The 26,621-nt window shown below is 72.7% G+C and carries 28 protein-coding genes and 1 pseudogene; 23 read left to right on the top strand and 6 right to left on the bottom strand.

Annotated features, from left to right (window positions below):
• Nucleotides 1-308: 308 nt before the first annotated feature.
• A complete protein-coding gene (locus tag ACFSL4_RS31920; protein ID WP_381090722.1) occupies nucleotides 309-440 on the bottom strand; it encodes a hypothetical protein in 132 nt (43 codons plus the stop codon).
• 51 nt (nucleotides 441-491) lie between these two features.
• On the opposite strand from ACFSL4_RS31920, the gene ACFSL4_RS31915 reads away from it, so the two are divergent.
• A complete protein-coding gene (locus ACFSL4_RS31915; RefSeq protein ID WP_381090720.1) occupies nucleotides 492-746 on the top strand; it encodes a trimeric intracellular cation channel family protein in 255 nt (84 codons plus the stop codon).
• On the opposite strand, the gene ACFSL4_RS31910 is transcribed toward ACFSL4_RS31915, so the two are convergent.
• On the bottom strand, nucleotides 655-1,881 hold the full coding sequence (locus ACFSL4_RS31910; protein WP_381090717.1) for an alpha/beta hydrolase: 1,227 nt from the start codon (nucleotides 1,879-1,881) through the stop codon (nucleotides 655-657). The genes ACFSL4_RS31915 and ACFSL4_RS31910 overlap by 92 nt on opposite strands.
• Nucleotides 1,882-2,103: 222 nt before the next feature.
• Here ACFSL4_RS31910 and ACFSL4_RS31905 point away from each other — a divergent pair, with 222 nt between their 5' ends.
• The gene (locus ACFSL4_RS31905; protein WP_381090714.1) at nucleotides 2,104-2,964 is read left to right on the top strand and encodes a thioesterase family protein; all 861 of its coding nucleotides are present in this window, start codon (nucleotides 2,104-2,106) and stop codon (nucleotides 2,962-2,964) included.
• Nucleotides 2,965-3,035: 71 nt separating this feature from the next.
• Here ACFSL4_RS31905 and ACFSL4_RS31900 read toward each other — a convergent pair whose 3' ends face one another.
• Entirely contained in the window at nucleotides 3,036-3,569 is a 534-nt protein-coding gene (locus ACFSL4_RS31900) for a TIGR03086 family metal-binding protein (RefSeq protein ID WP_381090711.1), read from the bottom strand.
• 49 nt (nucleotides 3,570-3,618) lie between these two features.
• Here ACFSL4_RS31900 and ACFSL4_RS31895 point away from each other — a divergent pair.
• A pseudogene (locus ACFSL4_RS31895) lies at nucleotides 3,619-4,014 on the top strand (DNA-binding transcriptional regulator); the annotation flags it as partial.
• 80 nt (nucleotides 4,015-4,094) lie between these two features.
• Here the strand turns inward: ACFSL4_RS31895 and ACFSL4_RS31890 are convergent.
• On the bottom strand, nucleotides 4,095-4,721 hold the full coding sequence (locus ACFSL4_RS31890; protein WP_381090707.1) for a TetR family transcriptional regulator: 627 nt from the start codon (nucleotides 4,719-4,721) through the stop codon (nucleotides 4,095-4,097).
• Nucleotides 4,722-4,866: 145 nt separating this feature from the next.
• On the opposite strand from ACFSL4_RS31890, the gene ACFSL4_RS31885 reads away from it, so the two are divergent.
• The 6 genes from ACFSL4_RS31885 (at nucleotide 4,867) to ACFSL4_RS31860 (ending at nucleotide 9,788) form a co-directional block, all read left to right on the top strand.
• Nucleotides 4,867-5,034, top strand: coding sequence for a hypothetical protein (locus ACFSL4_RS31885; protein WP_381090704.1), 168 nt, complete (start codon nucleotides 4,867-4,869; stop codon nucleotides 5,032-5,034).
• 39 nt (nucleotides 5,035-5,073) lie between these two features.
• Nucleotides 5,074-5,361, top strand: a complete 288-nt coding sequence (locus tag ACFSL4_RS31880) for a DUF4190 domain-containing protein (protein ID WP_381090701.1) — start codon at nucleotides 5,074-5,076, stop codon at nucleotides 5,359-5,361.
• A gap of 119 nt (nucleotides 5,362-5,480) precedes the next feature.
• Entirely contained in the window at nucleotides 5,481-6,644 is a 1,164-nt protein-coding gene (locus ACFSL4_RS31875) for a cysteine desulfurase family protein (protein WP_381090698.1), read from the top strand.
• A 136-nt stretch (nucleotides 6,645-6,780) separates the two neighbouring features.
• Nucleotides 6,781-7,908 (top strand): tRNA 2-thiouridine(34) synthase MnmA, encoded by a 1,128-nt coding sequence (mnmA, locus tag ACFSL4_RS31870; protein WP_381090695.1) that lies wholly within the window; start codon nucleotides 6,781-6,783, stop codon nucleotides 7,906-7,908.
• A gap of 240 nt (nucleotides 7,909-8,148) precedes the next feature.
• The gene (locus tag ACFSL4_RS31865; protein ID WP_381090693.1) at nucleotides 8,149-8,406 is read left to right on the top strand and encodes a hypothetical protein; all 258 of its coding nucleotides are present in this window, start codon (nucleotides 8,149-8,151) and stop codon (nucleotides 8,404-8,406) included.
• Entirely contained in the window at nucleotides 8,406-9,788 is a 1,383-nt protein-coding gene (locus ACFSL4_RS31860) for a globin domain-containing protein (RefSeq protein WP_381090690.1), read from the top strand. The genes ACFSL4_RS31865 and ACFSL4_RS31860 overlap by 1 nt, the downstream gene beginning before the upstream one ends.
• 122 nt (nucleotides 9,789-9,910) lie before the next feature.
• On the opposite strand, the gene ACFSL4_RS31855 is transcribed toward ACFSL4_RS31860, so the two are convergent.
• Together ACFSL4_RS31855 and ACFSL4_RS31850 are read right to left on the bottom strand one after the other, a co-directional pair.
• A complete protein-coding gene (locus ACFSL4_RS31855) occupies nucleotides 9,911-10,690 on the bottom strand; it encodes an alpha/beta fold hydrolase (RefSeq protein WP_381090687.1) in 780 nt (259 codons plus the stop codon).
• A gap of 37 nt (nucleotides 10,691-10,727) precedes the next feature.
• Nucleotides 10,728-11,051 carry a DUF427 domain-containing protein gene (locus ACFSL4_RS31850; protein WP_381090684.1) on the bottom strand — a complete coding sequence of 108 codons (324 nt, stop codon included), beginning with the start codon at nucleotides 11,049-11,051 and terminating at the stop codon, nucleotides 10,728-10,730.
• Nucleotides 11,052-11,101: 50 nt separating this feature from the next.
• On the opposite strand from ACFSL4_RS31850, the gene ACFSL4_RS31845 reads away from it, so the two are divergent.
• The 14 genes from ACFSL4_RS31845 to ACFSL4_RS31780 all read left to right on the top strand — a co-directional run bounded on the left by ACFSL4_RS31845 (nucleotide 11,102) and on the right by ACFSL4_RS31780 (nucleotide 26,592).
• Nucleotides 11,102-11,641, top strand: a complete 540-nt coding sequence (locus ACFSL4_RS31845) for an LOG family protein (protein WP_381090681.1) — start codon at nucleotides 11,102-11,104, stop codon at nucleotides 11,639-11,641.
• Between the two features lie 15 nt (nucleotides 11,642-11,656).
• Nucleotides 11,657-12,355 carry an SDR family oxidoreductase gene (locus ACFSL4_RS31840; protein ID WP_381090678.1) on the top strand — a complete coding sequence of 233 codons (699 nt, stop codon included), beginning with the start codon at nucleotides 11,657-11,659 and terminating at the stop codon, nucleotides 12,353-12,355.
• Nucleotides 12,356-12,386: 31 nt separating this feature from the next.
• The gene (locus tag ACFSL4_RS31835) at nucleotides 12,387-13,394 is read left to right on the top strand and encodes a methionine synthase (RefSeq protein WP_381090675.1); all 1,008 of its coding nucleotides are present in this window, start codon (nucleotides 12,387-12,389) and stop codon (nucleotides 13,392-13,394) included.
• A gap of 15 nt (nucleotides 13,395-13,409) precedes the next feature.
• The gene (ligA, locus tag ACFSL4_RS31830; protein WP_381090672.1) at nucleotides 13,410-15,602 is read left to right on the top strand and encodes an NAD-dependent DNA ligase LigA; all 2,193 of its coding nucleotides are present in this window, start codon (nucleotides 13,410-13,412) and stop codon (nucleotides 15,600-15,602) included.
• A gap of 226 nt (nucleotides 15,603-15,828) precedes the next feature.
• Entirely contained in the window at nucleotides 15,829-18,174 is a 2,346-nt protein-coding gene (locus ACFSL4_RS31825; RefSeq protein ID WP_381090669.1) for a putative bifunctional diguanylate cyclase/phosphodiesterase, read from the top strand.
• Between the two features lie 214 nt (nucleotides 18,175-18,388).
• Complete coding sequence (locus ACFSL4_RS31820; RefSeq protein ID WP_381090666.1) at nucleotides 18,389-18,880, top strand: cupin domain-containing protein; 492 nt, start codon at nucleotides 18,389-18,391, stop codon at nucleotides 18,878-18,880.
• 92 nt (nucleotides 18,881-18,972) lie between these two features.
• Nucleotides 18,973-19,269 (top strand): Asp-tRNA(Asn)/Glu-tRNA(Gln) amidotransferase subunit GatC, encoded by a 297-nt coding sequence (gene gatC / locus ACFSL4_RS31815; protein WP_004925108.1) that lies wholly within the window; start codon nucleotides 18,973-18,975, stop codon nucleotides 19,267-19,269.
• A gap of 6 nt (nucleotides 19,270-19,275) precedes the next feature.
• Nucleotides 19,276-20,778, top strand: a complete 1,503-nt coding sequence (gatA, locus tag ACFSL4_RS31810; RefSeq protein WP_381090663.1) for an Asp-tRNA(Asn)/Glu-tRNA(Gln) amidotransferase subunit GatA — start codon at nucleotides 19,276-19,278, stop codon at nucleotides 20,776-20,778.
• Nucleotides 20,775-21,017 carry a hypothetical protein gene (locus ACFSL4_RS31805; RefSeq protein ID WP_381090660.1) on the top strand — a complete coding sequence of 81 codons (243 nt, stop codon included), beginning with the start codon at nucleotides 20,775-20,777 and terminating at the stop codon, nucleotides 21,015-21,017. Before gatA ends, ACFSL4_RS31805 begins: the two co-directional genes overlap by 4 nt.
• 15 nt (nucleotides 21,018-21,032) lie before the next feature.
• Nucleotides 21,033-22,547, top strand: a complete 1,515-nt coding sequence (gene gatB, locus ACFSL4_RS31800) for an Asp-tRNA(Asn)/Glu-tRNA(Gln) amidotransferase subunit GatB (protein ID WP_381090657.1) — start codon at nucleotides 21,033-21,035, stop codon at nucleotides 22,545-22,547.
• A gap of 282 nt (nucleotides 22,548-22,829) precedes the next feature.
• Nucleotides 22,830-25,070: an MMPL family transporter gene (locus tag ACFSL4_RS31795; protein ID WP_381090654.1), complete on the top strand. Its 2,241-nt coding sequence runs from the start codon at nucleotides 22,830-22,832 to the stop codon at nucleotides 25,068-25,070.
• Entirely contained in the window at nucleotides 25,048-25,623 is a 576-nt protein-coding gene (locus ACFSL4_RS31790) for a GNAT family N-acetyltransferase (protein WP_381090651.1), read from the top strand. Before ACFSL4_RS31795 ends, ACFSL4_RS31790 begins: the two co-directional genes overlap by 23 nt.
• Before the next feature lie 35 nt (nucleotides 25,624-25,658).
• A complete protein-coding gene (locus tag ACFSL4_RS31785; protein ID WP_381090648.1) occupies nucleotides 25,659-26,225 on the top strand; it encodes a hypothetical protein in 567 nt (188 codons plus the stop codon).
• A 196-nt stretch (nucleotides 26,226-26,421) separates the two neighbouring features.
• Entirely contained in the window at nucleotides 26,422-26,592 is a 171-nt protein-coding gene (locus ACFSL4_RS31780) for a hypothetical protein (RefSeq protein WP_381090645.1), read from the top strand.
• Nucleotides 26,593-26,621 lie beyond the last annotated feature (29 nt).

Genomic DNA, 26,621 nt, shown 5'->3' with positions numbered 1-26,621 from the left:
CCGAAGGTCCTCGTCCTGGACGAGCCCACGTCCGCGCTGGACCCGGCGGCCGCCGAGGAGGAGGCTGCGGCCGACGGCCAGGAGCCGACCGGCAAATAGCGCATGACCGGTTGACGAAGACGTGTGCATGCCCGAACGGGAGAGTGCCGGGTCCGGTGCGTCCGTCCGATCGACCCGATCGACCCGATCGACCCGATCGGCCCGATCGGCAGGAACGCCCGAAGAACGACTCGCGCACTCTCCCGTTCGGCGTACCCGGTCCGGATCCGCGCCGGGTGCCTGGCCGGTCTCGTGACCTGGGCCGGGGGTCAGCACATGGGGTTGATCTTGTCGGTCTCGTTCACGGCGCCGGACCAGGAGTACTCGTCGTTGTCGCTGAAGTAGCAGTAGGTGGCGCCGTTGGGCGCCATCGCCACGGTGATGCCGCCGAAGCCCGACATGAACGGTACGTAGACGGAGCGTCGTCCGCGGCCCTCGGCCTCGCCACGGCCGTGGGCGGCGGCGTCCTGCGCGATGTCCTCGCCAACGAGGTGCCCTCGCTGCTGCGCTGGGACCGCGACCTGTACGCGGTGCCGGCGATCGTGGGCGCCACGATGGTCGCGCTGTGCATCCGCTGGGACGCGCTGACCCCGCTCACCTCGGGCCTCGCGGTCGTCAACGTTTTCGCACTACGCCTGCTGGCGATGAGGTTCCACTGGCGAGCGCCGCGCGCCTGGAACCGTCGCTCAACCGTTGCGGAGGAGTAGCCGCCGCGCCCGGCCGGCCGGACAACTGCCGGGTCAGCCAGGTGAACACCGTCGGGATCTGCGGCCGCCACAGGGCCATGTTGTGCCCGCCGGCGCTGCGCGGGATCAGCACCGCGCGGACCACCGTCGGCCGTTTGGCGATCGCCTCCAGCGCCGCGGCCGCCTGGTAGCCGTCGCCGTACTGGCCGGACAGGTACAGCGAGATGCGCGGCGGGGTGCGGCGGCCCTTGAGTAGGAAGTAGGGGTTGTTCTCCCGGCGCAGCCGCAGGCTCCGGGTGGCGAGCGAATGACGTTGGCCGATGGGGTCGTTGTAGCCGGAGAGGCTGATCGCGGCCCGGTAGCGGTCGGGGTGCGCGACGGTGAGCTTCGTCGCGCAGTGCGCTCCCGCGGAGTAGCCGGCCGTGGCCCAGCCGTCGGGCGCGGCCTGGGCGCGGAAGTTGTCCGTCACCATCTTGGGCACGTCGACACTGAGCCAGGTGTCGGCGTTCACGGCGCCGGGGATGTTGGCGCAGCCGGTGTCGACCTTGGCGATCAGGTTGGTGCGCGGCGACACCAGGATGAACGGTGCCACCTGCCCGCTGCGCATCAGCGGCAGCAGCTGCTCGTGCACCTTCAGCGAACCGAACCACGCCTTGGCCGAGCCCGGGTAGCCCGGCAGCAGCTCCACGACCGGGAACTTGCGGTTTCTGTAGGCGGGTTCGTGGTACTGCGGCGGCAGCCACACGTAGACCTCGGCGTCGACGCCCGACACCCGCCCCTTGAGCTGGGTGACGCGCACACCGCCGGCCGCGTGCATGCCCGGCCCGTCGGCCTGCTTGAACGTCTGGTGGACCTTCGGCAGGGTGCTGATCTGCATCCCGCCGGTACCGTCCGGGCCGAGGTCGGCGGCCTGGGTCACGTGGTTGCCGGTGCCGAGCAGGTCGGACCAGTTGTCGTACAGGTTGTTGCTGTTGTTCACCAGGACGAAGACCAGGGTGATCGCCGTCGCCTGCGCGAACAGCAGCATGACCATCCGGGCGGCGTGGCGGAGGATCACCGGGCCGCGGATCCGGGACCACAGGAACAGAGGCAGGACGAGGGCGACCGCCACGAGGGCGATCGAGGTGAGGAGGAACGGCGTCCCGGTCAGGCTCATCGGCGTATGCGGCTCTTCCTGTGAACGGGCAGGGCTGGTCGTACGTCTTGGGAGAGGGAGAACCAGGCCCGTTGGTGACGGACGAGTGCGGACACTTACCGAGAAATTGTCAAAATCTCACCCGTCGGTGGCCGGAAGCGGGCGGGTGGGCCGGGCGGAACGTCACGAAGCCGAAACCCTTGGAAGCTACTGCTCAGTAATTTCCTCTTGTACGGTTCAGGCATGTCAGAAGCAGCTACCGCACGGGCCGCCCGGGCCACGATCGGCAACAGTGAGTTCGACCGCGACACCGCGGTCACGCGCCGAGAACCCGGCGTCTACGACATCGACCTCTCCGGCGGCTGGGCGATCGTCAACGCCGTCAACGGAGGGTATCTGCTGGCGGTTCTGGGCCGTGCCCTGGGGGACGCCCTGCCGCACTCCGACCCGTTCACGATCTCCGCGCACTACCTCACCGCGTCCCAGCCGGGCCCCGCGGTGGTCCGCACGGACGTCGTCCGCACCGGCCGCACCCTCTCCACCGGCCAGGCGTCGCTCTTCCAGTACGACCACGAGGGACGCGAGGTCGAACGGATCCGCGTGCTCGCCTCCTTCGGCGACCTGGACTCCCTGCCCGACGACGTCCGTACGAGCGCGACACCCCCCGCCCTCCCGCCGATCGACCGCTGCTTCGGCGCCGGCGACGGTCCGGCGCCGGTCTCCGGCAGCTCGGCCATCGCCGACCGGCTGATGCTCAAGCTCGACCCCGCCACGCTGGGCTGGGCGCTCGGTTCGCCGTCCGGGAAAGGCGAGATGCGGGGCTGGTTCGGGCTCGCCGACGGCCGCGACGCTGACCCGCTCTCGCTGCTTCTCACGGTGGACGCGCTGCCGCCCACCGCCTTCGAACTCGGGCTCTCCGGCTGGGTGCCGACCGTCGAGCTGACGGTGCACGTCCGGTCCCGCCCGGCCCCGGGACCGCTGCGGGTGTCCATCACCACGCGCAACCTCGCCGGCGGCTTCCTGGAGGAGGACGCCGAGGTGTGGGACGGCGCGGACCGCCTGGTCGCGCAGTCCCGCCAACTGGCCCGGGTCAGGCTCGGCTGACGGAGGGGCCCCGGCCCGGCTCGGCTCGGCCGTGCCGGGGGCCGACGCCGGTGCGCGCGGGGCCGGTCCCCTCACCGGTGCCCGGGCTCACCCGGGCGGATGCGCGGTGCGGTCGGGTGAGCCCGGGCCGTCACGGGGGGCCATGGGCCCGCGGCCCGGCCACGCCGCCGGCCGACCGTAGGTGTCGGCTTCTTCGGGGCCGGCCGGGCCGGGTGGAAGGGCGCGTCGTCGTCGCGTCGCTCCTTTGGCGGCACGATGTGAGCGACGGCCGGCGCGGACTCGGCCGGCTCGGGGCCGAGTCCGAGGGGATGGCCGAGGGGCTCCCGGAGGTCCCAGGTGTGGGCCGTCGTCTCCATCGCATAGCCGGAGAGCACGTTGCGGCCCGGCGTCTCGCCCCACGGCCACGGCATGCGTACCGGCGCGTCCAGCCGGGCGTCGTCCGCCCGGGCCCGCCGGACCTCGGCCCCGGCCTCCTGGGGCGCGGCCGCCCAGCCGTCGTCCGCGATGCCGTCGGCGAAGGGCCGCGGCGCGAGCCCGTCGCCGCCCGCGCCGACCACCGCGATCCGGCGGGTACCGCCGACCAGGTGCGACAGCAGGGTCCGCACGTCGAAGCCGGTACACGGCGTGGGCCCGCCGGCTGCTCCGGCCGTACGGTCCGACCCGGTACGGCGGCGCCCGGGCGTCGAACTCGCCGACGTCCGGGAGGTGCTGCGCCGGCAGGCCGAGGAGCGGCCGGGCGTTTCGAGGTGACGGTCCGGGGGTGCCGTGACCGTCTGGACGCGTTCCGGAGGCTGACCGCGGGCGTGCCCGTCGCCCTGCGGGAGGACGGCGGCACCCTGCGGGAGGACGGCGGCACCCTGCGGGAGGAGGGCGGCACCCTGCGGGAGGACGGCGGCGAGAGCGACCGGGCGACCGTCCGGCTGTCGTACGGCTTCGTCCGCGAGGTGCGCCGGCTCCTCATGTTCGGCGACTGGGTGGAGGCACTCCAGCCGCCCGGGGCGCGCGAGGAACTGGCCGGGGCGGCCGGCCTCCGTCACGGAGCTGTACCGGCGCGCGGGCGTTGCCGCGGTGGGCCGCCGGGCCGGCCGGAACGGGTCCCGCGGCCGTCGTGAGCGGGGCGGCCGCGGCCGCTACTCCTTCCAGTGGCGGCGGCCGATGTCGATCAGCCGCAGCCGCTGGATCGCCACCCGGGTCACGCGGTCCCGCTCCTCGGCAGGTCCCTCCAGCGCCTCAAGGAACTGGGAGGCCGTCATCAGCATCTGGTCGACGTACAGGCCGGCCAGCATCAGCAGGTCCTCGTCGCTCCACCCCGCGGACTCGGGGCGGTCGGCCAGCGCGGCCTTCACCTCCTCGGCGAACCGGGCGAGTTGACGCCGGATCGCCTCCCGCACCGGCTGCACACCGCCGTGCCGCTCGCGTGCGATGAACCGCACGTGCGCGGGGTACGCGTCCACGTGGCGGGCGATCAGGGCGACGGCGCGGGTGATGCGTTCGTCGCTGTCGCCGGCCGCGGAGACCGTGGACCCGATCATCGGGTGGAGACTGCCGAGGGCCTCCTCGACCAGTTCCACGCCCAGGTCCGCGGTCGAGCGGAAGTGCCGGTAGAAGGCGGTCGGGGCGACGCCGACCGCGCGGGTGACCTCGCGCAGACCCAGGCTGCTCAGGCTCTGTTCCTCCAGCAGGGCCAGCGCGGCGTCCAGGAGCGCCTGCCGGGTCTTCTGCTTCTGGGCCTGCCGGATGCCGAGGGTGTGACTCATGCCATGCAGTTAACAACTGTTCTCTGGAATTGGGAACCCGTTCGACGCGCTAGACTGACAAGTCAGTGAACAACTGTAACCACAATTGTTCACTCAAATGTTCGTCCAACGTAGACCGAGGCATCTCGGAGGGGGATCTCATCCCATGCTGTTCCTCGTCGCCGCACTTCTGCTGCTGGGCACCGTCCTGGGGACCGTGGCCCATGCCCCGCTCTCCTTCACCCTCGCCGCAGCGTCCGTCATCGCCGTGTGGCTCGTGGTCTTCGCGGTCCGTGAGCGGCACGGCCGACGGCGGCACACCTCGGCCCACTGACCCGCCCCGCACCGACCGATCGTTGGAGCTGACCACACCATGCATCTCATCGCCGCACGCACCGAGCGCACCACCGCCCCCGCCCGCCGGGACAGCGCACGCGACGCGGACGGCATGGCCGTCGCGTCCTTCATCCTGGGCCTGGTCGGCCTCCTCGTGCTGAATGTCTTCCTGGGGCCGGTCGCCATCACCCTGGCGGTCGTCTCCCTGTGGCGCGGCACCCGGCGCCGGGGCCGTGCCTTCCTCGGCCTCGGCCTCGGCATCGCGGACCTGGTGGTCCTGGTGACCATCATGCAGCTGGACCACACGGTGTCCTGGAGCCTGTAGGTCCCGGGGGCCTTCGGCGCACCGGTCCGCTGCCCGGCGCGGGGGCCGGGCTGTGCGCCCTGCGCGGGAGCCGGGCTGCGCCCGGGCGGAAAACGGCCGGTCCTAGAATTGACCGCACCATGGCATACCTCGACCACGCCGCGACCACCCCGATGCTCCCCGAGGCGGCAGAGGCGCTGACCGCGCAGCTCGGCCTCACCGGCAACGCCTCCTCGCTGCACGCGTCCGGCCGCCGCGCGAGGCGAACCGTCGAAGAGGCCCGCGAGACCCTCGCCGAAGCGCTGGGCGCCCGCCCCAGCGAGGTCGTCTTCACCTCCGGCGGCACCGAGGCGGACAACCTCGCCGTGAAGGGCCTGTACTGGTCCCGCCGGGACGACGACCCCGCCCGCACCCGCATCCTCGTCAGCCCCGTCGAGCATCACGCGGTCCTCGACGCCGTCGACTGGCTCGGGGAGCACGAGGGGGCCACGGTCGAGTACCTGCCGGTCGACCCGCAGGGCCGCGTCCACCCGGAGGCACTGCGTGAGGCCATCGCCCGCAATCCCCACGACGTCGCCCTGGCCACCGTGATGTGGGCGAACAACGAGATCGGCACGGTCCTGCCGGTCCGCCGACTCGCCGAAGTCGCGCGGGAGTTCGGCATCCCGCTGCATGCCGACGCGGTCCAGGCGGTCGGCCAGGTCCCGGTCGACTTCGGCGCCTCCGGCCTTGCCGCGATGACGGTCTCCGGCCACAAGATCGGCGGCCCCTACGGCATCGGCGCGCTGCTGCTCGGCCGGGAGTACAGCCCCGTACCGGTCCTGCACGGCGGTGGCCAGGAGCGCCATGTGCGGTCCGGCACCCTCGACGTGCCGGCCATCGCCTCCTTCGCGGTCGCCGGGCGGCTCGCCGTCGCGCACCGCGAGTGGTTCGCCCGGGAGATCGGCGCCCTTCGCGACGACCTGATCGCCGCGGTCCGTGCGGCCGTCCCGGACGTCATCCTGGGCGGGGACCCGGTGGAGCGGCTCCCGGCCAACGCCCACTTCATCTTCCCCGGCTGCGAGGGCGACTCCCTGCTCCTGCTGCTGGACGCCCAGGGCATCGAATGCTCCACGGGCTCCGCCTGCACGGCGGGCGTGGCGCAACCGAGCCATGTCCTGCTCGCCGTCGGTGCCGATCCGGGCCTCGCCCGCAGCACCCTCCGCTTCTCCCTGGGACACACGTCGACGAAGGCCGACGTGGAGGCGGTCGCGAAGGCGATCGGGCCCGCGGTGGAACGCGCCCGCGCCGCGGGGCTGTCCTGACGGCGGGACCCGCAGCCCCGCAGCCCCGTGGCCCCGCAGCCCCGTGGCCCCGCAGCCCCGTGGCCCCGCAGCCCCCGGTGATCGTCGGCGGATACGCGCGGCCCCGCCTCCCGCGGCCCCGTACCCTTGAAGGGTTATGACTGACACTCCGCAGCGCCCCCTCCGCGTCCTCGCCGCCATGTCCGGCGGAGTCGACTCCGCCGTCGCCGCCGCTCGCGCCGCCGAAGCGGGCCACGAGGTGACCGGAGTCCATCTCGCACTGTCCGCGAACCCGCAGTCGTTCCGCACCGGTGCGCGCGGCTGCTGCACCATCGAGGACTCGCGCGACGCCCGTCGCGCCGCCGACGTCATCGGCATCCCGTTCTACGTCTGGGACCTCGCCGAGCGGTTCCGGGAGGACGTGGTCGAGGACTTCGTCGCCGAGTACGAGGCGGGGCGCACGCCCAACCCCTGCCTGCGCTGCAACGAGAAGATCAAGTTCGCGGCGCTGCTCGACAAGGCCCTCGCCCTCGGCTTCGACGCGGTCTGCACCGGCCACTACGCCAGGATCGTCACCCGCGACGACGGCACCCGCGAGCTGCACCGCGCCTCCGACATGGCGAAGGACCAGTCGTACGTCCTCGGGGTGCTCGACGAGAAGCAGCTGGCGCACGCCCTGTTTCCGCTCGGGGACACCGTCACCACCAAGGACGAGATCCGCGCGGAGGCCGAGCGCAGGGGCCTCGCGGTCGCCAAGAAGCCCGATTCGCACGACATCTGCTTCATCGCCGACGGCGACACCCAGGGCTTCCTCGCCCGGCGGCTCGGCAGGGCCGAGGGCGACATCGTGGACGAGTCCGGCACCAGGCTGGGCACGCACGACGGCGCGTACGGCTTCACCATCGGCCAGCGCAAGGGCCTGCGGATCGGCACCCCGGCGCCCGACGGCAAGCCGCGCTACGTCCTCGACGTCTCGCCCGTCACCAACACCGTGACGGTGGGCCCGGCGTCCTCCCTCGACGTGGCGGCACTGACCGCCGTCAAGCCCCGCTGGTGCGGCGCCGCCCCGGCCGGCCCCGGTACGTACACGGCCCAGCTCCGCGCCCACGGCGGCGAGACGGAGGTGACGGCGGAGCCGGTCGACGGCGAACTGCGGGTGCGCTTCACCGACCCCGTGCGCGGCGTGGCCCCCGGCCAGGCGATCGTCCTGTACGACGGCACGCGCGTGGTGGGTTCGGCTACCATCGCGTCGACCACACGCGCGACGGCGCCTTCCCTAGCCTGACACCCGCCGTGTGAACAGGGGCCTGTCGGCCCTTTCGACCAGGCCCTTCGGAGCGGTGGAGGGGCCCTTCGGCCACATCCCCCCGGGCCTTCCCGGCGATGTAATACGAGCGCGCCCTGCGGCCGTCGGCCGCAGGGCGCCGCCGACGTGCCCACGTGTGCCATCGGCCCGTGCCGCCGCGAGAGGCGGTCCGGCGTGGGTGCGGGCGGCGCCCCGTGTCATCCCACAGAAAGCCGTTCCATGTCCCGCCCCGCCCTCCTCGCCCTGGCTGTCTGCGTCCTGGCCACGGCCGCCGCCGTGGTGTCCTTCGCCCGAGGTGCCTGGGTGGGGATCGTCTGGGTGCTGCTGGCCGGGCTCACGTCCAACATGGCCTGGTACCAGGTCCGGCGAGCCAGGCGCGGATCCACGATCGCGGCCCGGTCCGCGGCCCCGGTCGAGGCATGCCGGGAGCGCACCGCGTGTGACGCGTGCGGTGTGTGCGAGATGAAGACCCGCTGATGATCACCCCGAACCATGTGCCGGGGCGACGCGCCCATGAGGAGAGCACCATCGACATCAACTGCGACTCCAGCACGAGGGGCGGCGCCAAGGGCGACGACTACCACGCACTGCTCGCGCGCCAGGACGCGATGCGCCTGCGCGACCGGCTGCTCGCCCCGGCCCGGCCCACGAGCACGGCGCGTCCCCCGCGCCGCGCCTACGACGGAGCCGCCGACCAGCAGGTGATCGTCCGCAACCTGGCGCTCGTCACCCCGTTCGGCGACCTCATCGCCCACCTCTACGATGCCCTGTTCGAGCAGCACCCGTATCTGCGGCAGCTGTTCCCCGACTCGATGGAGTTCCAGCGGGGCCATCTGGAGCGTGCCTTCTGGTATCTGATCGAGCACCTGCACGAGCCCGAGGAACTGACCGCGTTCTGCGTCCGGCTGGGCCGCGACCACCGCAAGCTCGGGGTGCGGCCCGTGCACTACGAGGTGTTCGCGTCCGCGCTCGCCGAGGCGCTGCACCGGTCCGCCCGCGGGGCGCTCGGCCCCGAGGTGGAGCAGGCGTGGCTGCGTATGGTGCGGTTCGCCGCCGCGGGCATGGTGGCGGGCTCGGACGACGCGTTGGCCGAACCGGCCGCGTGGAGCGGCACGGTGACGTCCCATCAGCTGCGCCGTCCGGACCTGGCGGTGCTCCGCGTGCGTACGGCCGAGCCCTACCCGTACCGTCCCGGCCAGTACGCGAGCCTGGAGTCCCCGCTGCTGCAGCACACCTGGCGGCCGTACTCGATCGCCTGCGCCTGGGCAGCGGAAGGCGAACTGGAGTTCCACGTCCGCCGCACCGGTTCCGGCGGGGTGAGCGACGCCCTCACCCTGCGTACCCGCGTCGGCGACACGCTGCGTCTCGGACCCGCCCAGGGCGCGATGGCCCTGGACGACGAGCTGAGCCGCGACGTGCTCATCGTGGCGGGCGGCACCGGATGGGCCACCGCCCGGCCGCTGCTGGAGGAACTGGCCGCGCGGCGCGCGCCGGGCCGCAGGGCGCACCTCTTCCTCGGCGCCCGCACCGCCGAGGACCTGTACGACGCACCGGCCCTGGCCCGGCTGGAGAAGCGCTGCCCGTGGCTGCGGATCGTCCCGGTGATCGGCGAGGGCCCCGGCGCGTCCGTCGAGGGCTCGCTGGTCGAGACGGTGGCCCGGCAAGGGAACTGGGCCGATCACGTCGCCTACGTCAGCGGCCCGCCCGCCATGGTCACCGCCGTCGCATGGCGGCTGGCCGGTCTGGGGCTGCCGGCCGACCGCATCCGCCACGACCCGGTCGCCGGCACGGTACCCCTGCCCTCCCGCGCCGACGCCGCCTGGCCGGCGGGGTCCGCCCCCGAGGGGGCCCAGGTCTGACCCGGTGGCGCGGCACGCGGGTGTGCCGCGCCACGACGGTGGCACACCCGGCGGCGCCACGGCGCGGCCCGGTGCGCCCCGGCACGTGCCCCGGTAGGGGGCCCGGCACGCGGCCCGGCGCGTCAGGCGCCGAAGAAATCCGTCAGCACCGGAGCGAGCACCTGCGGCTCCACCATGTGGTTCTGGTCCTCCAGGACGCGGTACACCCCCTGAGGGGCCGACTCCGCGATCGCCTTGGCGGCCCTGCGCAGCCATTCCGGGCTCGCGCCGCCCGCGACGGCCAGCACGGGGACGCCGATCGAGGCGAGCCGGTCGCGCGGCACCAGCCCGTCGCCCATCACGGCGTCGTCGTACGCGAGGGTCGGCGCGATCGCCTCCATGCCCGCCCACATGGGGGAACGGCGGGCGTTCGCGATCATCTCCGGCGCCAGACCGGTGAGCCGGAGGAACAACTCGACCGCGTCCCCGCGCCGCCCCTGGGCCAGGGCCTCGCCGAGATTCCCGGTGTACTCCGCGCGTTCCTGCGCGCCGCCCCCGTAGTCGGCGAACGGCGCCTCGTAGACGGCGGCCCGACGGACCGCCAGACCGCTCGCGGCCGCCTCCAGCACCAGCGCGCCGCCCGACGAGACGCCGTACAGCGCCGCCTCACCGCCCGCCGCCTCGATGAGGGCCGCGAGGTCCTCCACCTCGCGGGCCACCGCGTACGGGGCCGTGTCACCGCTGGCGCCGCGGCCCCGTCGGTCGTACACGATGACGCTGAAGCGGTCCGAAAGGTGCGCGGCCAGGGGCGTCACCGTGGCGCCCGTGGACATCGCACCGCTCACGAGGACGACCGCCGGGCCCTGTCCGGTGCGTCGGTACGCGAGGGGGGTGCCGTCGCGGGAGATGATCTGCTTGTCCATGCCAGTGAAGACTGCCGCAGAGCCCGGCGTTCACCGGTCACGACACTTCTGCTTCGTAGAAGCAGAAGTGGTCCTTGATCCGGGCGACGTCCGGCTCGGGCTCGGGATACGCCCAGACGAGGTCGGGCGCGTCCGGCAGGGACCAGTACGAGGCGGTCCCCTTGAAGGGGCAGTACGTGTGGGTGTCCGACGGGGTCAGAAGGTCCAGGCGCACGTCCTCGGCGGGGATGTAGTACCGCTCGGGACAGCCGGTCTCGCGCAGCACGAGCGGCCGGTCGCTCTCCGCCAGGACCTGCCCGCCGTGCACCACGCGCACGTGCCGGCTGCTCTGCTCGATGGTGATGGTGTGTCCTTCGGCCATACCGGAAGAGCGCTCGCGGCGGCCCGGTTCTTCCCGCGTACGGTTGCGGCATGAACATCTGCGTCTTCCTCTCCGCCGCCGACCTCGCCGACCACTACACACGGCCCGCCCGGGAGTTCGGGGAACTGCTGGGCAAGGGCGGTCACACCCTGGTCTGGGGCGGCTCCGACGCCGGACTCATGAAGGTGGTCGCCGACGGGGTGGAGGAGTCGGGCGGCAGGCTCGTGGGCGTCTCCGTCGGCTTCCTCGCCCACAAGGCGCGGGTGGGAGCCCACGAGATGGTGATCGCGCGGGACCTCGCCGAGCGGAAGGCGCTGCTGCTGGAGAAGGCCGACGGGGTGGTCGTCATGGTGGGCGGCACCGGGACGCTGGACGAGGCCACGGAGATCCTGGAGCTCAAGAAGCACGGCAGGGCGGACAAGCCGGTGGTGCTCCTGAACACGGCGGGCTTCTACGACGGCCTGCGGGAGCAGTTCCGCCGTATGGAGGACGAGGGCTTCCTGCCGAGGCCGCTCGCGGACCTGGTGTTCTTCGCGCAGGAGCCGGTGGGCGCGCTGGCGTACCTGGAGGAGGCGCTCGGAATCCGCTAGCGCGGTGGTGCGAGCATGGCGCACATGGCTACTCATGTGATCACCGGGGCGGGCTCGGGAATCGGCGCGGCCGTCGCCCGCCGTCTGCACGCCCGCGGGGACGACCTCGTGCTGCACGCGCGTGACGCGGGGCGGGCGAAGGAACTGGCGGCCGAGTTCCCCGGGGCGCACACCCTGGTGGGCGATCTCGCGGATCCGGACAAGCTGTCCTGGGCGTTCTCCCTCCAGACCCTGCCCGACCGGGTGGACTCCCTCCTGCACATCGCGGGCGTGGTCGACCTGGGCCGGGTGGGCGAGCTGACCCCGAGGTCCTGGCGCCACCAGCTCAACGTCAACCTGATCGCCCCCGCCGAGTTGACCCGCCACTTCCTGCCGCAGCTCCGCACCGCGCGCGGCCACGTCGTGTTCGTGAACTCGGGCGCGGGCCTGAACGCGCACGCGGAGTGGTCGGCGTACGCGGCCTCCAAGCACGGTCTGAAAGCCCTCGCGGACTCCCTGCGCCACGAGGAGCATCCCAGCGGCGTCCGCGTCACCTCGGTCTACCCCGGCCGCACGGCGAGCCCGATGCAGGCCAGGGTCCACCGCCAGGAGGGCAAGGAGTACGACCCGTCCCGCTGGATCGACCCGGAGTCGGTGGCGACGGCGATCCTGATGTGCCTGGACCTGCCGGGGGACGCCGAGGTCAACGACCTGACGGTACGGCCGGGGCGCTGACCCCTGCCGGGCCGTTCCGTAGGCTGCCCAGGTGAGTGAAAACAGCGAGTTCACCTTCGGCGCCGCCACCGGCGTCGGGTCCCTGCCCGGCGGCGACGCGCGGGAGGCGGCCAAGACCGTCACCGGGAGCTTCGAGGACTTCCCGTTCCTCGCCGAACTGCCCGCCCGGGGGCCCGGCGCGGACATGATCGGGCGCACGGCCGGCCTGCTCGTCGACCTGTACGCGCGCGTGGAGCCCAGCGGCTGGCGGTTCGGGGACCGGCCGGGGCGGGACACCAAGCGGGCCCGCTCCTGGCTCGGCGAGGACCTCGACGCGCTGGAGGAGTTCACCCAGGGGTACGAGGGGCCGCTGAAGGTGCAGGCGGTGGGGCCGTGGACGCTGGCCGCCGGCCTGGAGCTGAGGAACGGCGAGGCGGCGCTGTCGGACCCGGGTGCCTGCCGCGACCTCGCCGGGTCGCTCGCCGAGGGCCTGCGGCTCCATCTCGACGAGGTGCGGCGGCGCGTGCCCGGAGCCCGGCTCGTGCTGCAGCTCGACGAGCCGTCGCTCACGGCCGTGCTGCGCGGGCAGGTGAGGTCCGCGAGCGGATACCGGACCCACCGGGCCGTCGACCGGCAGGTCGTGCAGGCCACGCTGCGGGACCTCGTCGGGGTGCACTCCGGCGGCCCGGTCGTGATCCACTCCTGCGCGCCGGACGTCCCGTTCGCGCTCCTGCGCGGGGCGGGCGCGGCCGCGGTCTCCTTCGACCTCTCGACCGTCACCGAGCGTGACGAGGAGGTGATCGGAGAGGCGGTGGAAGGCGGTACCCGGCTCTTCGCCGGAGTCGTGCCGAGCACGGACGCCCCGTTGTCGGACCCTGCCGGTAGCGTCATGGGTGTCAGGACGCTGTGGCGCAGGCTGGGCCTGCGTCCGGGGCTTCTCGCGGACGCGGTCACCATCACGCCGACGTGCGGGCTCGCGGGCGCTTCCCCGGACTACGCGCGCAGGGCGCTCGCCCAATGCGTCCGGGCGGCGAGATCCCTCGCTGACAACCCAGAGTAACGGGAGGACGACACGGTGGCCGGCGACAAGCAAGCGGAGACGACGGTGCCCGCCGAGGCACGGGAGCAGCACGCGCAGCTCGCTGAGCAGATCGAGGAGCACCGCTTCCGGTACTACGTCAAGGACGCTCCCGTCATCAGCGACGCGGAGTTCGACCGGCTCCTGCGTTCCCTGGAAGCGCTCGAGGAGCGGTATCCCGAGCTGCGCACCCCCGACTCCCCGACCCAGAAGGTCGCCGGGGCCTACGCGACGGACTTCACCGCCGTCGAGCACCGGCAGCGCATGCTCTCCCTCGACAACGCGTTCGACGACGAGGAGCTGGTCGCCTGGGCGGACCGAGTCGCCAAGGAGACCGGCACCTCCGCGTACCACTTCCTGTGCGAGCTGAAGGTCGACGGCCTCGCGGTCAACCTCACCTACGAGCACGGCCGCCTCACCCGCGCGGCGACCCGCGGCGACGGCCGCACCGGCGAGGACATCACCTCCAACGTCCGTACGATCGCGGAGATCCCGGACCGCCTGCGTGGAGACCGCATCCCCGATCTGGTGGAGATCAGGGGCGAGGTCTACTTCCCGATGGAGGAGTTCGAGAAGCTCAACGCCCGCTTGGTGGCGGGCGGCGACAAGCCCTTCGCCAACCCGCGCAACGCGGCGGCGGGTTCCCTGCGCCAGAAGGACCCGCGCATCACGGCCACCCGGCCGCTGCACATGGTGGTGCACGGCATCGGCGCCCTGGCGGGCCTCGACGGCGCCGCCCGCCTCTCCGAGGTGTACGACCTGCTGCACTCCTGGGGCCTGCCCACCGCCCGGTACAACAGGGTGGTCGACGACCTCGCCGGCGTACGGGAGTTCATCGCGTACTACGGCGAGCACCGCCACTCCGTGGAGCACGAGATCGACGGAGTGGTGGTGAAGCTCGACGAGATCCCGCTCCAGGGCCGCCTCGGCTCCACCTCGCGTGCCCCGCGCTGGGCGATCGCGTACAAATACGCGCCGGAAGAGGTGAACACCAGGCTCGTCAACATCCGCGTGGGCGTGGGCCGCACGGGCCGGGTCACACCGTACGCGCAGGTCGAGCCGGTCACGGTCGCGGGCTCGGAGGTCGAGTTCGCCACCCTGCACAACCAGGACGTCGTCAAGGCCAAGGGCGTGCTCATCGGCGACACGGTGGTGCTGCGCAAGGCCGGTGACGTCATTCCGGAGATCCTCGGCCCGGTCGTCGATCTGCGCGACGGCACGGAGCGCGAGTTCGTGATGCCGTCCGAGTGCCCCGAGTGCGGCACGCCGCTGCGGCCCATGAAGGAGGGCGACGTCGACCTCCGCTGCCCGAACGCGCGCACGTGCCCCGCCCAGTTGCGTGAGCGGCTGTTCTACCTGGCGGGCCGCAAGGCACTGGACATCGAGCACTTCGGGTACGTGGCCGCGGCGGCCCTCACCAGGCCCCTGGAGCCGTCCGAACCGCCGCTGCGGGACGAGGGCGACCTGTTCGACCTCACCGTCGACCGGCTGCTGCCCATCAAGGCGTACGTCCTGGACCAGGACAGCGGCCTGCCCAAGCGCGACCCGAAGACCGGCGAGGAGAAGATCGCCACGGTCTTCGCCAACCAGCAGGGCGAGCCCAGGAAGAACGCGATCGCGATGCTGGAGAACATCGCGGCCGCCAAGGAGCGCCCGCTCGCGCGCGTCCTGACCGGACTGTCGATCCGTCATGTCGGCCCGGTCGCGGCGGAGGCGCTGGCCCGTGCCTTCCGCTCGATCGACCGCATCGATCAGGCCACCGAGGAGGAGCTGAGGAACACGGACGGCGTGGGGGAGATCGTCGCACGCTCCGTCAAGGAGTGGTTCGCCGAGGACTGGCACCGCGACATCATCCGCAAGTGGAAGGCCGCGGGCGTCCGCATGGAGGAGGAGGGCTCCGGCGAGGACGAGGGGCCGCGCCCGCTGGAGGGCCTCACGGTCGTCGTCACCGGCACGCTCGCGCGGTACACGCGCGACGGCGCCAAGGAGGCGCTGCAGAGCCGCGGGGCGAAGGTCACCGGGTCGGTGTCCAAGAAGACGTCGTTCGTCGTGGTCGGCGAGAACCCCGGGTCGAAGCACGACAAGGCGGTCCAGTTGAAGGTTCCGGTGCTCGACGAGGACGGGTTCGCCGTGCTGCTGGAGCGAGGACCGCAAGCGGCGGCGGACGTCGCGCTTCAGGCCGGGGAGTAGGGGCGAAGATCACCCGTTCGGCGCATATCGGATGTATAGGGGTGACCGGGGTGCATTCGGGTAACCGTCGACGACCGCTGCCCGTGGACGCGTTCCGCGGCCTACTGTTGAGATGTGCGCCTGCCGTGCCCGGTCGCGTGGTGGGTTTTCAGACGCGGTGCCGTTGACGGTTCGTCGGGCAGCGGGCCGTGTGGCGTGGGCACCGCCGGCTGTGAGAGGGACGGGAATGGAACCGACCGAGAGCGTCGCCTCGGACTCACGGCTGCGCCTGCGCCGGATGACCGGCGTCTGGCGGGCGGGCCGCCGGGCGGTGCGGCTGCCTGCGCGTGTGGCCCCGGGCGGTCGCGGCGCCGTGCCGGGCGCCGTCTCCGGGGTCACTCCCGCACCTCGCGCCGCCCCCGGCACCGCGGCGGCGCTCGGAAGCACTCCGGCCGGCGGGCCCCTGCCGTGCGTCGCCCTCTGCCCCGGGGACATCGGCGCCGGCCGCGCGCCGGCCCTGCCCGGTCGCGACGGCGAGCGGCACATGTCATGGCCCGCGCTGCCCGCGGCGGTCGTCGCATCCGCCGGGTTCGTCCTCGGCGCCGGCTTCTATCGCGCGTTCGGCGGACAGCACGCGCTCTTCCCGTGCGGCACCGTCGGCTGGTCCCTGGCCGTCCTCACCGGCATCATCGTCGGCCACCTCGTCGCGCTCGGCCGCGCCCGCTGGTGGGGCGGCACCGGTTCCGGGGCCGCCCTGACCCTCGCCGTCCTGCTGCTGTACGGCTGGGTGCCCGCCGGCATGGTCAGCCTCACCGTCGTCGTCCTGGTCGGCATCGCCCGGCTGGGCCGCTGGCGGCAGGGCATCCTGCACGGCGCGGTCGACATCCTCGGCATCGGGGCCGGGGCCCTCGTCCTGGCCGCCTTCGGAAACGTCCCGACCGTCGAGACGCCCTGGAATCCGCAGAGCTGGACTCTCTACGCCGCTCCCGAGGTGGTCCTCGTCGCCACCGCCTACCTCGCGGTCACCCGGGTGCTGCTGTGGTACCTGCACGCGCCCCGCTCCGGCGGGCTGCCCACCGTCGCCCGCACCGCGCTGGTCCGGCAGGGGCTCGTGGCGGTCGCGCTGCTCGGCATCGCGCCGCTGATCTGCGTCGTCGCGGTGGCGCTCCCGGTCCTGCTGCCACTGTTCGCGATCCCCCTCATCGCCCTCGACTCCACCCTGTGGATGGCCCGCGCCCGGGCCGAGGAGCAGCTGCGCGACCCGCTGACCGGGCTGCCCAACCGCCAGTGGCTGCTGGAGCGCACCTGGACGGCCCTGGACGACGCCGAGCGGGTCGGGGCCCGGGCCGCCCTGATGCTGATCGACCTCGACCGCTTCCGGTCGGTGAACGACACCCTCGGCCACCTCGCCGGCGACCGGCTGCTCCTGCAGATCGCCGACCGGCTGCGGCTGGCGCTGCCCCGCGGCGCGGAGGCGGCGCGCCTGGGAGGGGACGAGTTCGCGGTGTTACTGCCGGTCGCGGACTCCACCACGTCCGCGTCCCGGGCGGCCCGCAACCTGGTCGCGGCGCTCGGTTCGCCGCTCGACCTCGACGGGCTCACGCTCGTCCTGGAGGCCAGCGCCGGCGTCGCGGTCTTCCCCGACCACGCGCTCGACGCGGAGGGTCTGCTGCAGCGGGCGGACGTCGCGATGTACCAGGCGAAGCGGGACCGCACGGGCGTGGAGGTGTACGAGTCCAAGCGGGACTCCAACACGCCGGACCGGCTCGGTCTGCTCGGGGACCTGCGGCGCGCCCTGGACGCGCACGAGGTCCAGCTGCACTACCAGCCGAAGGTCCGCTTCGACGGGAAGGTCGCCGGCCTCGAAGCACTCGTACGGTGGGTGCACCCCGAGCGGGGCAAGGTGCCGCCGGACGAGTTCATCGCGATCGCGGAGTCCTCCGGGCTGATGCCGCATCTGACGGAGTACGTGCTGGAGACGGCGCTCGGCCAGGTGGCGCGGTGGCGGGCGCAGGGCCTGGAGGTGCCGGTGGCCGTGAACGTCTCACCGCGGGATGTGCACACGCCGGGCTTCGCGGGCTCGGTGGCCGCGCGGCTGGCCCGGCACGGGGTGCCCGCGGGAGCGCTGCAGCTGGAGATCACCGAGCATGTGCTCCTGGAGGACCCCCAGCGGGCGGCCGACACGCTCGCCGGGCTGGCCGGGCACGGTGTGAAGATGTCGCTGGACGACTTCGGCACGGGGTATTCGTCGCTGGTGCATCTGCGGCGGCTGCCCGTGAGCGAGCTGAAGATCGACCGCTCGTTCGTGGCACGGCTCGCGGTGGACGCGGAGGACGCGGAGATCGTGCGCTGCACGGTGGACCTCGCTCACTCGCTGGGCCTGCTCGTCGTCGCGGAGGGGGTCGAGGACGACGAGACCTGGGAGCGCCTGCGCGACCTGGGCTGCGACGCCGTGCAGGGGTGGCTGGTCGCCGCCGCGATGCCGGCCGAGGAGACCACGGCATGGCTGCTCGCCCGCGGCTCCCGCGGATGGCAGCGTCCGAGGGCCGCACTGCCCGCGGCCGCCGCGGACGACCAGGGGCGGCTCGGCTAGCACGCCCCCGGAGGGCGCGCCCGCGCCTGATCGGCTCTCCCCTGATCGGCTCTCCCCCGGCGAAGTACCCGGTCGGCAGGGCGAGCCGGCGCTCATGGGCCTCGGCCGGGAGGCGTCCGCCGCGCATGCGAGACGACCGCCCGGGAGGACCGCCCGGGAGGACCGCCCGGGAGGACCGCCAGGAACCAGCAGGAACCAGACAGGGAGCCGCGCCGTGTCACTGATCGTCCCGCAGTTCGACTCGACCGTGATCGTCCGTGACGCCGAGGCCGAGGTGGTCGGCCGCGCCCCCGTCACCATCCGGCTGCTGGCCGACAGCAGCCGGACCGGCGGGGCGCTGTCCACCCAGCGCATCACGCTCACAGGGGGCGCGGACGGCGCCCGACCGCACTGGCACGACAACTCCGCCGAGATGTTCTTCATGCTCGACGGGGCCGCCGAACTCCTCTCCGGCGAGGAGATCCTCACCGCCGGGCCCGGTGACCTCGTTGTCGTCCCGCCCGGCACACCGCACGCCTTCGCCGCCGTCCCCGGGGCCGACGCCGACATCCTCGTCGTGATCACCCCGGGCGTCGAGCGCTTCGAGTACTTCCGCCATCTGCAGCGCGTCGCCCTCGGCGAGGTGGCCCCGGAGAGCCTGCTGGAGGCGCAGGAGCTGTACGACAACCACTTTCTGCGCAGCGCGGCCTGGGACGGGCGCCGCTGAGGTGCGGAGCGGGGGAAACCGTTTCACGGGCACGGGGCCCGGCCCCATAGGATTGGGCCAAAACACACACACTCACCCCAGAGGATCGCTGCATGCCTGGCATCACGCGCGAGGAGGTCGCCCACCTCGCCCGGCTGGCGCGTCTGGAGCTGAAGCCCGAAGAGCTCGACCACTTCGCCGGCCAGCTCGACGACATCATCGGCGCGGTCGCCCGCGTCAGCGAGGTCGCCGACCAAGACGTACCGCCGACCTCCCACCCGCTGCCGCTGACCAACGTCATGCGCCCGGACGAGGTCCGTCCCTCGCTCACCCCCGAGCAGGCGCTGTCCGGCGCCCCGGCCCAGGAGCAGCAGCGTTTCAAGGTGCCGCAGATCCTGGGGGAGGAGTAACCCGCCATGACGGACAAGAACAGCATCATCCGGCTCACCGCCGCCGAGACGGCCGCGAAGATCGCTTCCGGCGAGCTCACCGCCGTCGAGGTCGCCGAGGCACACCTCGCCCGGATCGAGGCCGTCGACGAGAAGGTGCGCGCCTTCCTGCACGTCGACCGCGAGGGTGCCCTCGCACAGGCCCGCGCCGTCGACGGCAAGCGCGAGCGCGGTGAGGAACTGGGCCCGCTCGCCGGTGTGCCCCTCGCGCTGAAGGACATCTTCACCACCAAGGGTGTGCCCACCACCGTCGGGTCCAAGATCCTGGAGGGCTGGATCCCGCCGTACGACGCCACCGTCACCCAGCGGCTGAAGGCCGCCGACGTCGTCATCCTCGGCAAGACCAACATGGACGAGTTCGCCATGGGGTCCTCCACCGAGAACAGCGCCTTCGGCCCGACCGGCAACCCCTGGGACCTCACCCGCATCCCCGGCGGCTCCGGGGGCGGTTCGAGCGCCGCGCTCGCCTCCTTCCAGGCCCCCCTGGCCATCGGCACCGACACCGGCGGCTCCATCCGGCAGCCCGCCGCCGTCACCGGCACGGTGGGCGTCAAGCCGACGTACGGCGGCGTCTCCCGCTACGGCATGGTCGCCTTCAGCAGCAGCCTCGACCAGGGCGGCCCCTGTGCCCGTACGGTCCTGGACGCCGCCCTGCTGCACGAGGTCATCGCCGGGCACGACCCGCTCGACTCCACCTCCATCGACGCTCCCGTCCCGCCGGTCGTCGAGGCGGCGCGCAGCGGCAGCGTGGCCGGCATGCGCGTCGGCGTCGTCAAGCAGTTCCGCGGCGAGGGCTACCAGGCCGGTGTGCTGCAGCGCTTCGACGAGACGGTCGCCCTCCTCAGGGGACTGGGCGCCGAGATCGTCGAGCTGGACTGCCCCTCGTTCGACCTGGCGCTCGCCGCGTACTACCTGATCGCCCCGAGCGAGTGCTCCAGCAACCTCGCGCGCTTCGACGGCCTGCGCTACGGCCTGCGCGTCGGCGACGACGGCACGCACTCCGCGGAGGAGGTCACCTCCGTCACCCGTGAGGCGGGCTTCGGCCCCGAGGTCAAGCGCCGCATCATGCTGGGTACGTACGCCCTCAGCTCCGGCTACTACGACGCGTACTACGGCTCCGCGCAGAAGGTCCGCACGCTCATCACCCGCGACTTCGAGAAGTCGTTCGAGCAGGTCGACGTGATCGTGTCGCCCACGACGCCCACCACCGCCTTCCCGATCGGCGAGCGCGCCGACGACCCGATGGCGATGTACCTGGCGGACCTGTGCACCATCCCGGTCAACCTGGCGGGCAACGCCGCGATGTCGCTGCCCTGCGGCCTCGCTCCGGAGGACAACCTCCCGGTCGGGCTGCAGATCATCGCCCCGGCGATGAAGGACGACCGGCTGTACAAGGTCGGCGCCGCCGTCGAGGCCGCCTACGTGGAACAGTGGGGGCACCCGTTGCTCGAGGAGGCTCCGTCGCTGTGAGTAAGGCACTGTCCAAGGCCAAGGGCTTCAAGAAGTCCAAGTCCGGTACGTACCTGTCCATGGCCACCACCGCGTTCGGCGCGGTCAGTGTCGCGAAGCGGGTCAAGAAGGCCCGCCTCGAACACGACACGCTGCGCCTGATCGACGCCGCCGTGTCCGCCGCCGCCATCGTCACCGGCCTCGCCATTCTCTACCGCGAGCTGAAGCGCCTGGGCGACGACGACGTCCTGCTGGGCTGAGAGGGAAGTTTCACCGTGACCACCATGACCGACCTGGTGTCGTACGAGGACGCGCTGGCGTCGTACGACCCCGTCATGGGCCTTGAGGTCCATGTCGAACTCGGCACCAGGACCAAGATGTTCTGCGGCTGCTCCACGGCGCTGGGCGCCGAGCCGAACTCGCAGACCTGTCCCACCTGCCTCGGCCTGCCCGGCTCGCTCCCGGTCGTCAACGCGACCGGCGTGGAGTCCGCGATCCGCATCGGCCTCGCGCTCAACTGCGAGATCGCCGAGTGGTGCCGCTTCGCCCGGAAGAACTACTTCTATCCGGACATGCCGAAGAACTTCCAGACCTCCCAGTACGACGAGCCGATCGCGTTCGACGGCTACCTCGACGTGCAGCTGGAGGACGGCGAGACCTTCCGCGTGGAGATCGAGCGTGCCCACATGGAGGAGGACACCGGGAAGTCGACGCACGTCGGCGGCGCGACCGGCCGTATCCACGGCGCCCAGCACTCGCTGCTCGACTACAACCGCGCCGGCATCCCGCTGATCGAGATCGTCACCAAGCCGATCGTCGGCGCCGGCGACCGCGCTCCCGAGGTGGCGAAGGCGTACGTCCGCGAGCTGCGCGAGCTGATCCGGGCGCTCGGCGTGTCCGAGGCCCGGATGGAGATGGGCCAGATGCGCTGCGACGTGAACCTGTCGCTGATGCCCAAGGGCTCCGCAGTGTTCGGCACCCGCAGCGAGACGAAGAACGTCAACTCGCTGCGCTCCGTGGAGCGCGCCTGCCGCTACGAGATCCAGCGCCACGCCGCCGTGCTCGGCGGCGGCGGCACGGTGGTCCAGGAGACCCGCCACTTCCACGAGGACACCGGCACGACCACCTCGGGCCGTACCAAGGAGGAGGCCGAGGACTACCGGTACTTCCCGGAGCCGGACCTGGTGCCGGTCGCGCCCCCGCGCGCCTGGGTCGAGGAACTGCGGGCCACGCTGCCGGAGCTGCCCCTGGTGCGGCGCAACCGGCTGCGCCGGGAGTGGGGGATCTCGGCGACCGACATGCAGGCGATCCTCAACGCCGGCGCCCTGGACCCGATCGTCGCCACCATCGAGGCGGGTGCCGACGCGGCCTCCGCGCGCAAGTGGTGGATGGGCGAGCTCGCCCGCAACGCCAACGAGTCGGGCAAGGCCCTGGACGAGCTGGCCATCACGCCTCAGCAGGTGGCCCGGGTCGCCCGGCTCGTGGCCTCCGGCGACCTGAACGACAAGCTGGCGCGCCAGGTCATCGAGGGCGTCCTCGCGGGCGAGGGCACACCGGACGAGGTCGTCGACCGGCGCGGGCTGAAGGTGGTCTCCGACGAGGGCGCGCTGACCGCCGCCGTCGAGGAGGCCATCGCCGGCAACCCGGCCATCGCGGACAAGATCCGCGGTGGCAAGGTCGCCGCGGCCGGCGCCCTGGTCGGCGCGGTCATGAAGGCCACCCGCGGCCAGGCCGACGCCGCCCGTGTCAAGGAGCTGATCCTTCAGAAGCTGGGTGTCGGCGAGGGCTGAGACAGCACTGCGCAGGGCCTCGGGGGCGGTGCACCGGATGCGGTGCGCCGCCCCCGAGGCGTGTGCGGGGGACGCCGTGCGGGAGGGCCGGGTTGCCGGAGCTCCGGTGGAGGTCCTGTGATTTGGATCCCACTCACGTGAGCAGGGCCGCGAACCCGACAAACGATCTCTTCCGGATGTAACAGTGGAAGTGCATTACTCACGCGTTCTTTGCGGGCTGTTCAGTTCCACTTGCGGCTGTTCCCGGTCAAAGATCCTCAAATCGGCTCAGGGAGCACGTTTGTGGCAGCCCTTGCACGCTGGTGTGTCCGCCACCGCCTCGTCACCGTCCTGCTCTGGCTGATCGCCTTCACCGGGATCACAGCCGGCGCGTCCGTCGCGGGATCCGCGTACTCGAACGACTACTCCGTCCCCGGCACCGAGGCCGGCCGCGCCACCCAACTGCTCCAGGAGGGCTTCCCCGGCCTCGGCGGCGACAGCGACACCGTGGTCTGGCACACCCCTGACGGCAGCGTGCGCGCCCCCGAGGTCGAGCAGACGATGACCCGCACCCTGGACCGCATCGCGGACCTGCCGGGCGTCACCTCCGTCACCAGCCCCTACGAGGGCGGCCACAGCGGCCTGATCAGCCGGGACGGCCACACCGCCTACGCCACGGTCACCTTCCGCGAGGAGGCCCAGAACATCGGCGAGGGCGAGGCCGAGGCCGTCGTCGACACCGCCAAGGCCGCCGAGACCCACGGGCTCCAGGTCGAGCTCGGCGGCAGCGCCGTCAGCCTCACCCAGTCACAGGGCGGCCACCTCGCCGAGGCCGTCGGCGTGGCCGTCGCCGCCGTGGTCCTCTTCCTCGCCTTCGGCTCGCTCGCCGCCTCCCTGCTGCCCATCGCGACCGCCCTGATCGGGGTCGGCACCGCGTACGGCAGCATCGGACTGCTCGGGCACGCGATGACCGTCGCCGACTTCGCGCCGATGCTCGGCCTGCTGATCGGGCTCGGCGTCGGCATCGACTACGCCCTGTTCATCGTGACCCGGCACCGCCGCAACCTGAAGCGCGGCACCCCGGTCGCCGAGGCGGCCGTGGGCGCCGTCGCCACCACCGGACGCGCCGTCGTCTTCGCGGGCGCGACCGTGTGCATCGCGCTGCTCGGCATGCTGATCCTGCGGCTGGGCTTCCTCAACGGTGTCGCGATCGCCGCCTGTCTGACCGTCCTGCTCACCGTCGCGGCCTCCGTGACACTGCTGCCCGCCCTGCTGTCCTTCATCGGCCCCCGCGCCCTCGGCCGGCGTGAGCGGCGCAGGCTGGCCGTGCACGGACCCGAACCGGAGGTGCCGACCGGGCTGTCCGCCCGGTGGTCCGCCTTCGTCGAACGCCACCCCAAGAAGCTGGGCGCCGTCGCCGTCGCCGTCATGGCACTGCTCGCGCTGCCCACGCTGTCCCTGCACCTGGGCACCTCCGACCAGGGCAACGACCCGAGGACGACGACCACACGGCAGGCGTACGACCTCGTCGCCGAAGGCTTCGGGCCCGGCGTCAACGGCCCGCTCACCCTGGTCACCCACGTGGGCGGCGCTGAGGACAAACTCGCCCTCGACAACCTCGGCGGAACGCTCACGGCCACCGAGGGCGTCGCCTCGGTCACCCCGGCGACGTACAACAGCGGCGGCACCACGGCCTACCTCACCGTCGTACCCGACTCCGCCCCCCAGTCGCAGCAGACCAGCGACCTCGTCCAGCGCCTGCGCTCCGAGGTGCTGCCGCGCGCCGAGCAGGGCACCACGCTCGACCTGCACGTCGGCGGGATCACGGCCGCCTACGACGACTTCGCGAACGTGATCGTCGGCAAGCTGCCGTTGTTCATGAGCGTGGTGATCGGCCTGGGCTGCGTGCTGCTCCTGCTCGCCTTCCGCTCCCTCGGCATACCCCTCAAGGCCGCCGCGATGAACGTCGCCGCCGTCGCCTCCGCGTTCGGCGTCGTCGTCACCATCTTCCAGTGGGGGTGGGGGAGCGAGCTGCTGGGCCTCGGCCGCGCCGGGCCGATCGAGCCCTTCCTCCCCGTGATCATGGTCTCGGTGCTCTTCGGTCTCTCCATGGACTACCAGGTGTTCCTGGTCAGCCGGATGTACGAGGAATGGCTGGAGACCCGCGACAACCGGCGGGCCGTCCGCGTCGGCCTCGCCGAGACCGGCCGGGTGATCAACTCGGCGGCCGTCATCATGATCTCCGTCTTCCTCGCCTTCGTGCTCAGCGGCGACCGCGTGATCGCCATGTTCGGCATCGCCCTCGCCTCGGCCGTCGCCCTCGACGCCTTCGTGCTGCGCACGCTCCTCGTTCCCGCCCTGATGCACATGCTCGGCAGCGCAAACTGGTGGCTGCCGTCCTGGCTGGAGCGCCGGCTGCCGCGTATCAGCATCGAGCCGCCCGAGTGCCGTGCGACGATTCCGGGACGGCGCGTGGCCGAACACGTGCCGGTGGACGTACCGGTGAAGGAGCGGCAGCAGGATGTACGCGATATCCCTGGGTGACGACGGAGCGGAACTGCGTCCCCTGGAGCCCTGGCACGCCGAGGAGTTCCTGGAGCACCTCGACCGCGGGCGGGAGTTCATCAACCGGCACGTCCCCTTCGGGGCGAAGGCCACGGACGCCGACTCGGCCCGGGCCGTCCTGCAGTCCTACGCCGACAAGCGCGCCGCCGACACCGGCAGCCTGCACGGCCTGTGGCTGGACGGAAAGCTGGTCGGCGGCCTCCTCTTCCGCGTGTTCGACGCGGCGGGCGGCAACTGTGAGGTCGGCTGCTGGCTGGAGCCCGCCGCGACCGGCCGCGGACTGGTGACGCGCGGCATGCGGGTGCTCATCGACTGGGCGGTTGACGAGCGCGGCATCCACCGTGTGGAGTGGTACGCGTCGTCCGCGAACGTACCGAGCGTCAACGCGGCGCGGCGGCTGGGCATGAGCCGCGACGGCGTGCTGCGGGAGAGCTATCTGTACCGCGGCGTACGCCAGGACACCGAGGTGTGGTCGGTGCTCGCGCCCGAATGGCGGGCGGCACGCGCGCGTGACGCCGGCGACGATCATTAAGAGACCTCTCAGACAGCGTCCGTACGGTGCGAGGCATGGGAACGACAACAGTTGACGAGGCCGGGGCCGCCGACGGCGCCGCGGTGAAGAAGGGCGAGAAGCCGGAGGCCGCCACGGCCGGGGAACCGGCAGGGGCGACGGAGCCGGAGGCCGACGCCGGCTCCGGCTCCGGCGGGGCCGCCGCCGAGGAGACCGCCCCGAAGGGCCCCTCCGGCGTCGGCCAGGGGGCCGGGGCGGTCGTCTCCGCCGGGCTCGGCATCGTCTCCCTGAGCGGCAGCTGGGTCGGCACGGTGGCCTCCGCGCGCGAGACCCTCGTCGGCCAGCTCCGGACATCGTCGTCGGCGAGCATCGCCCGGCAGGTCAAGGAGGTGTACGGCGACGCCTGGCACGCCACGGCGGTGTGGGGCGGCCTGTTCGCGCTGGCCGCGCTGATCGTGGGTGTCGTGGTGCTGGCCCGCCCGGCCTTCGGGGTGCCCGGAAAGCCGCAGCAGCCCTGGATCAAGTCGGTCGCCTGGGGCGGCGTGGCGCTCGGCCTCGTCGGCCTGTTCCTGGCCGTCCTCAAGTACACCGACGTCCTGCTCGGACTGCCGTCCGCCGGCTGAACCGGTGCGGCCCCCGAGGGGGTCCTGGGCCCTCCGCCCGATGCTTAGGGAGGACCCGGGACCCACGGCGGGCGTCTAAGGCCCTGGCCGCCGGGGAAGATGCGGAAACCTCCCGATGCGGCGCACCCCCCTGGGAGACGAGGGTCGAGGCATCGCAGAACTGCGAAGCCCCGAACCTCTCCCGGAGGGACACGCCATGTTGCAGTACGAGCTCCACCGGATCCGTTCCGCCGAGCTGATCCGCCAGGCGGACGCCTACCGGCTGCGCCGCGAAGCGCTCCGCCGCCGGCGTGCCGCCCGCACGACCGGGGAAGACCCCGAACAGGAGGGCCGGCCCGGCCGCCCCCGCCTCGCCCGCGCCGCATGAACCCGCGGCCACGGGAGCACGGCGGCGCG

Source organism: Streptomyces caeni (assembly GCF_042678285.1).
Classification (GTDB): Bacteria; Actinomycetota; Actinomycetes; order Streptomycetales; family Streptomycetaceae; genus Streptomyces; species Streptomyces caeni.
The sequence above is the reverse complement of the archived record's forward strand: the minus strand, read 5'-3'. Positions and strand labels throughout refer to the sequence as shown.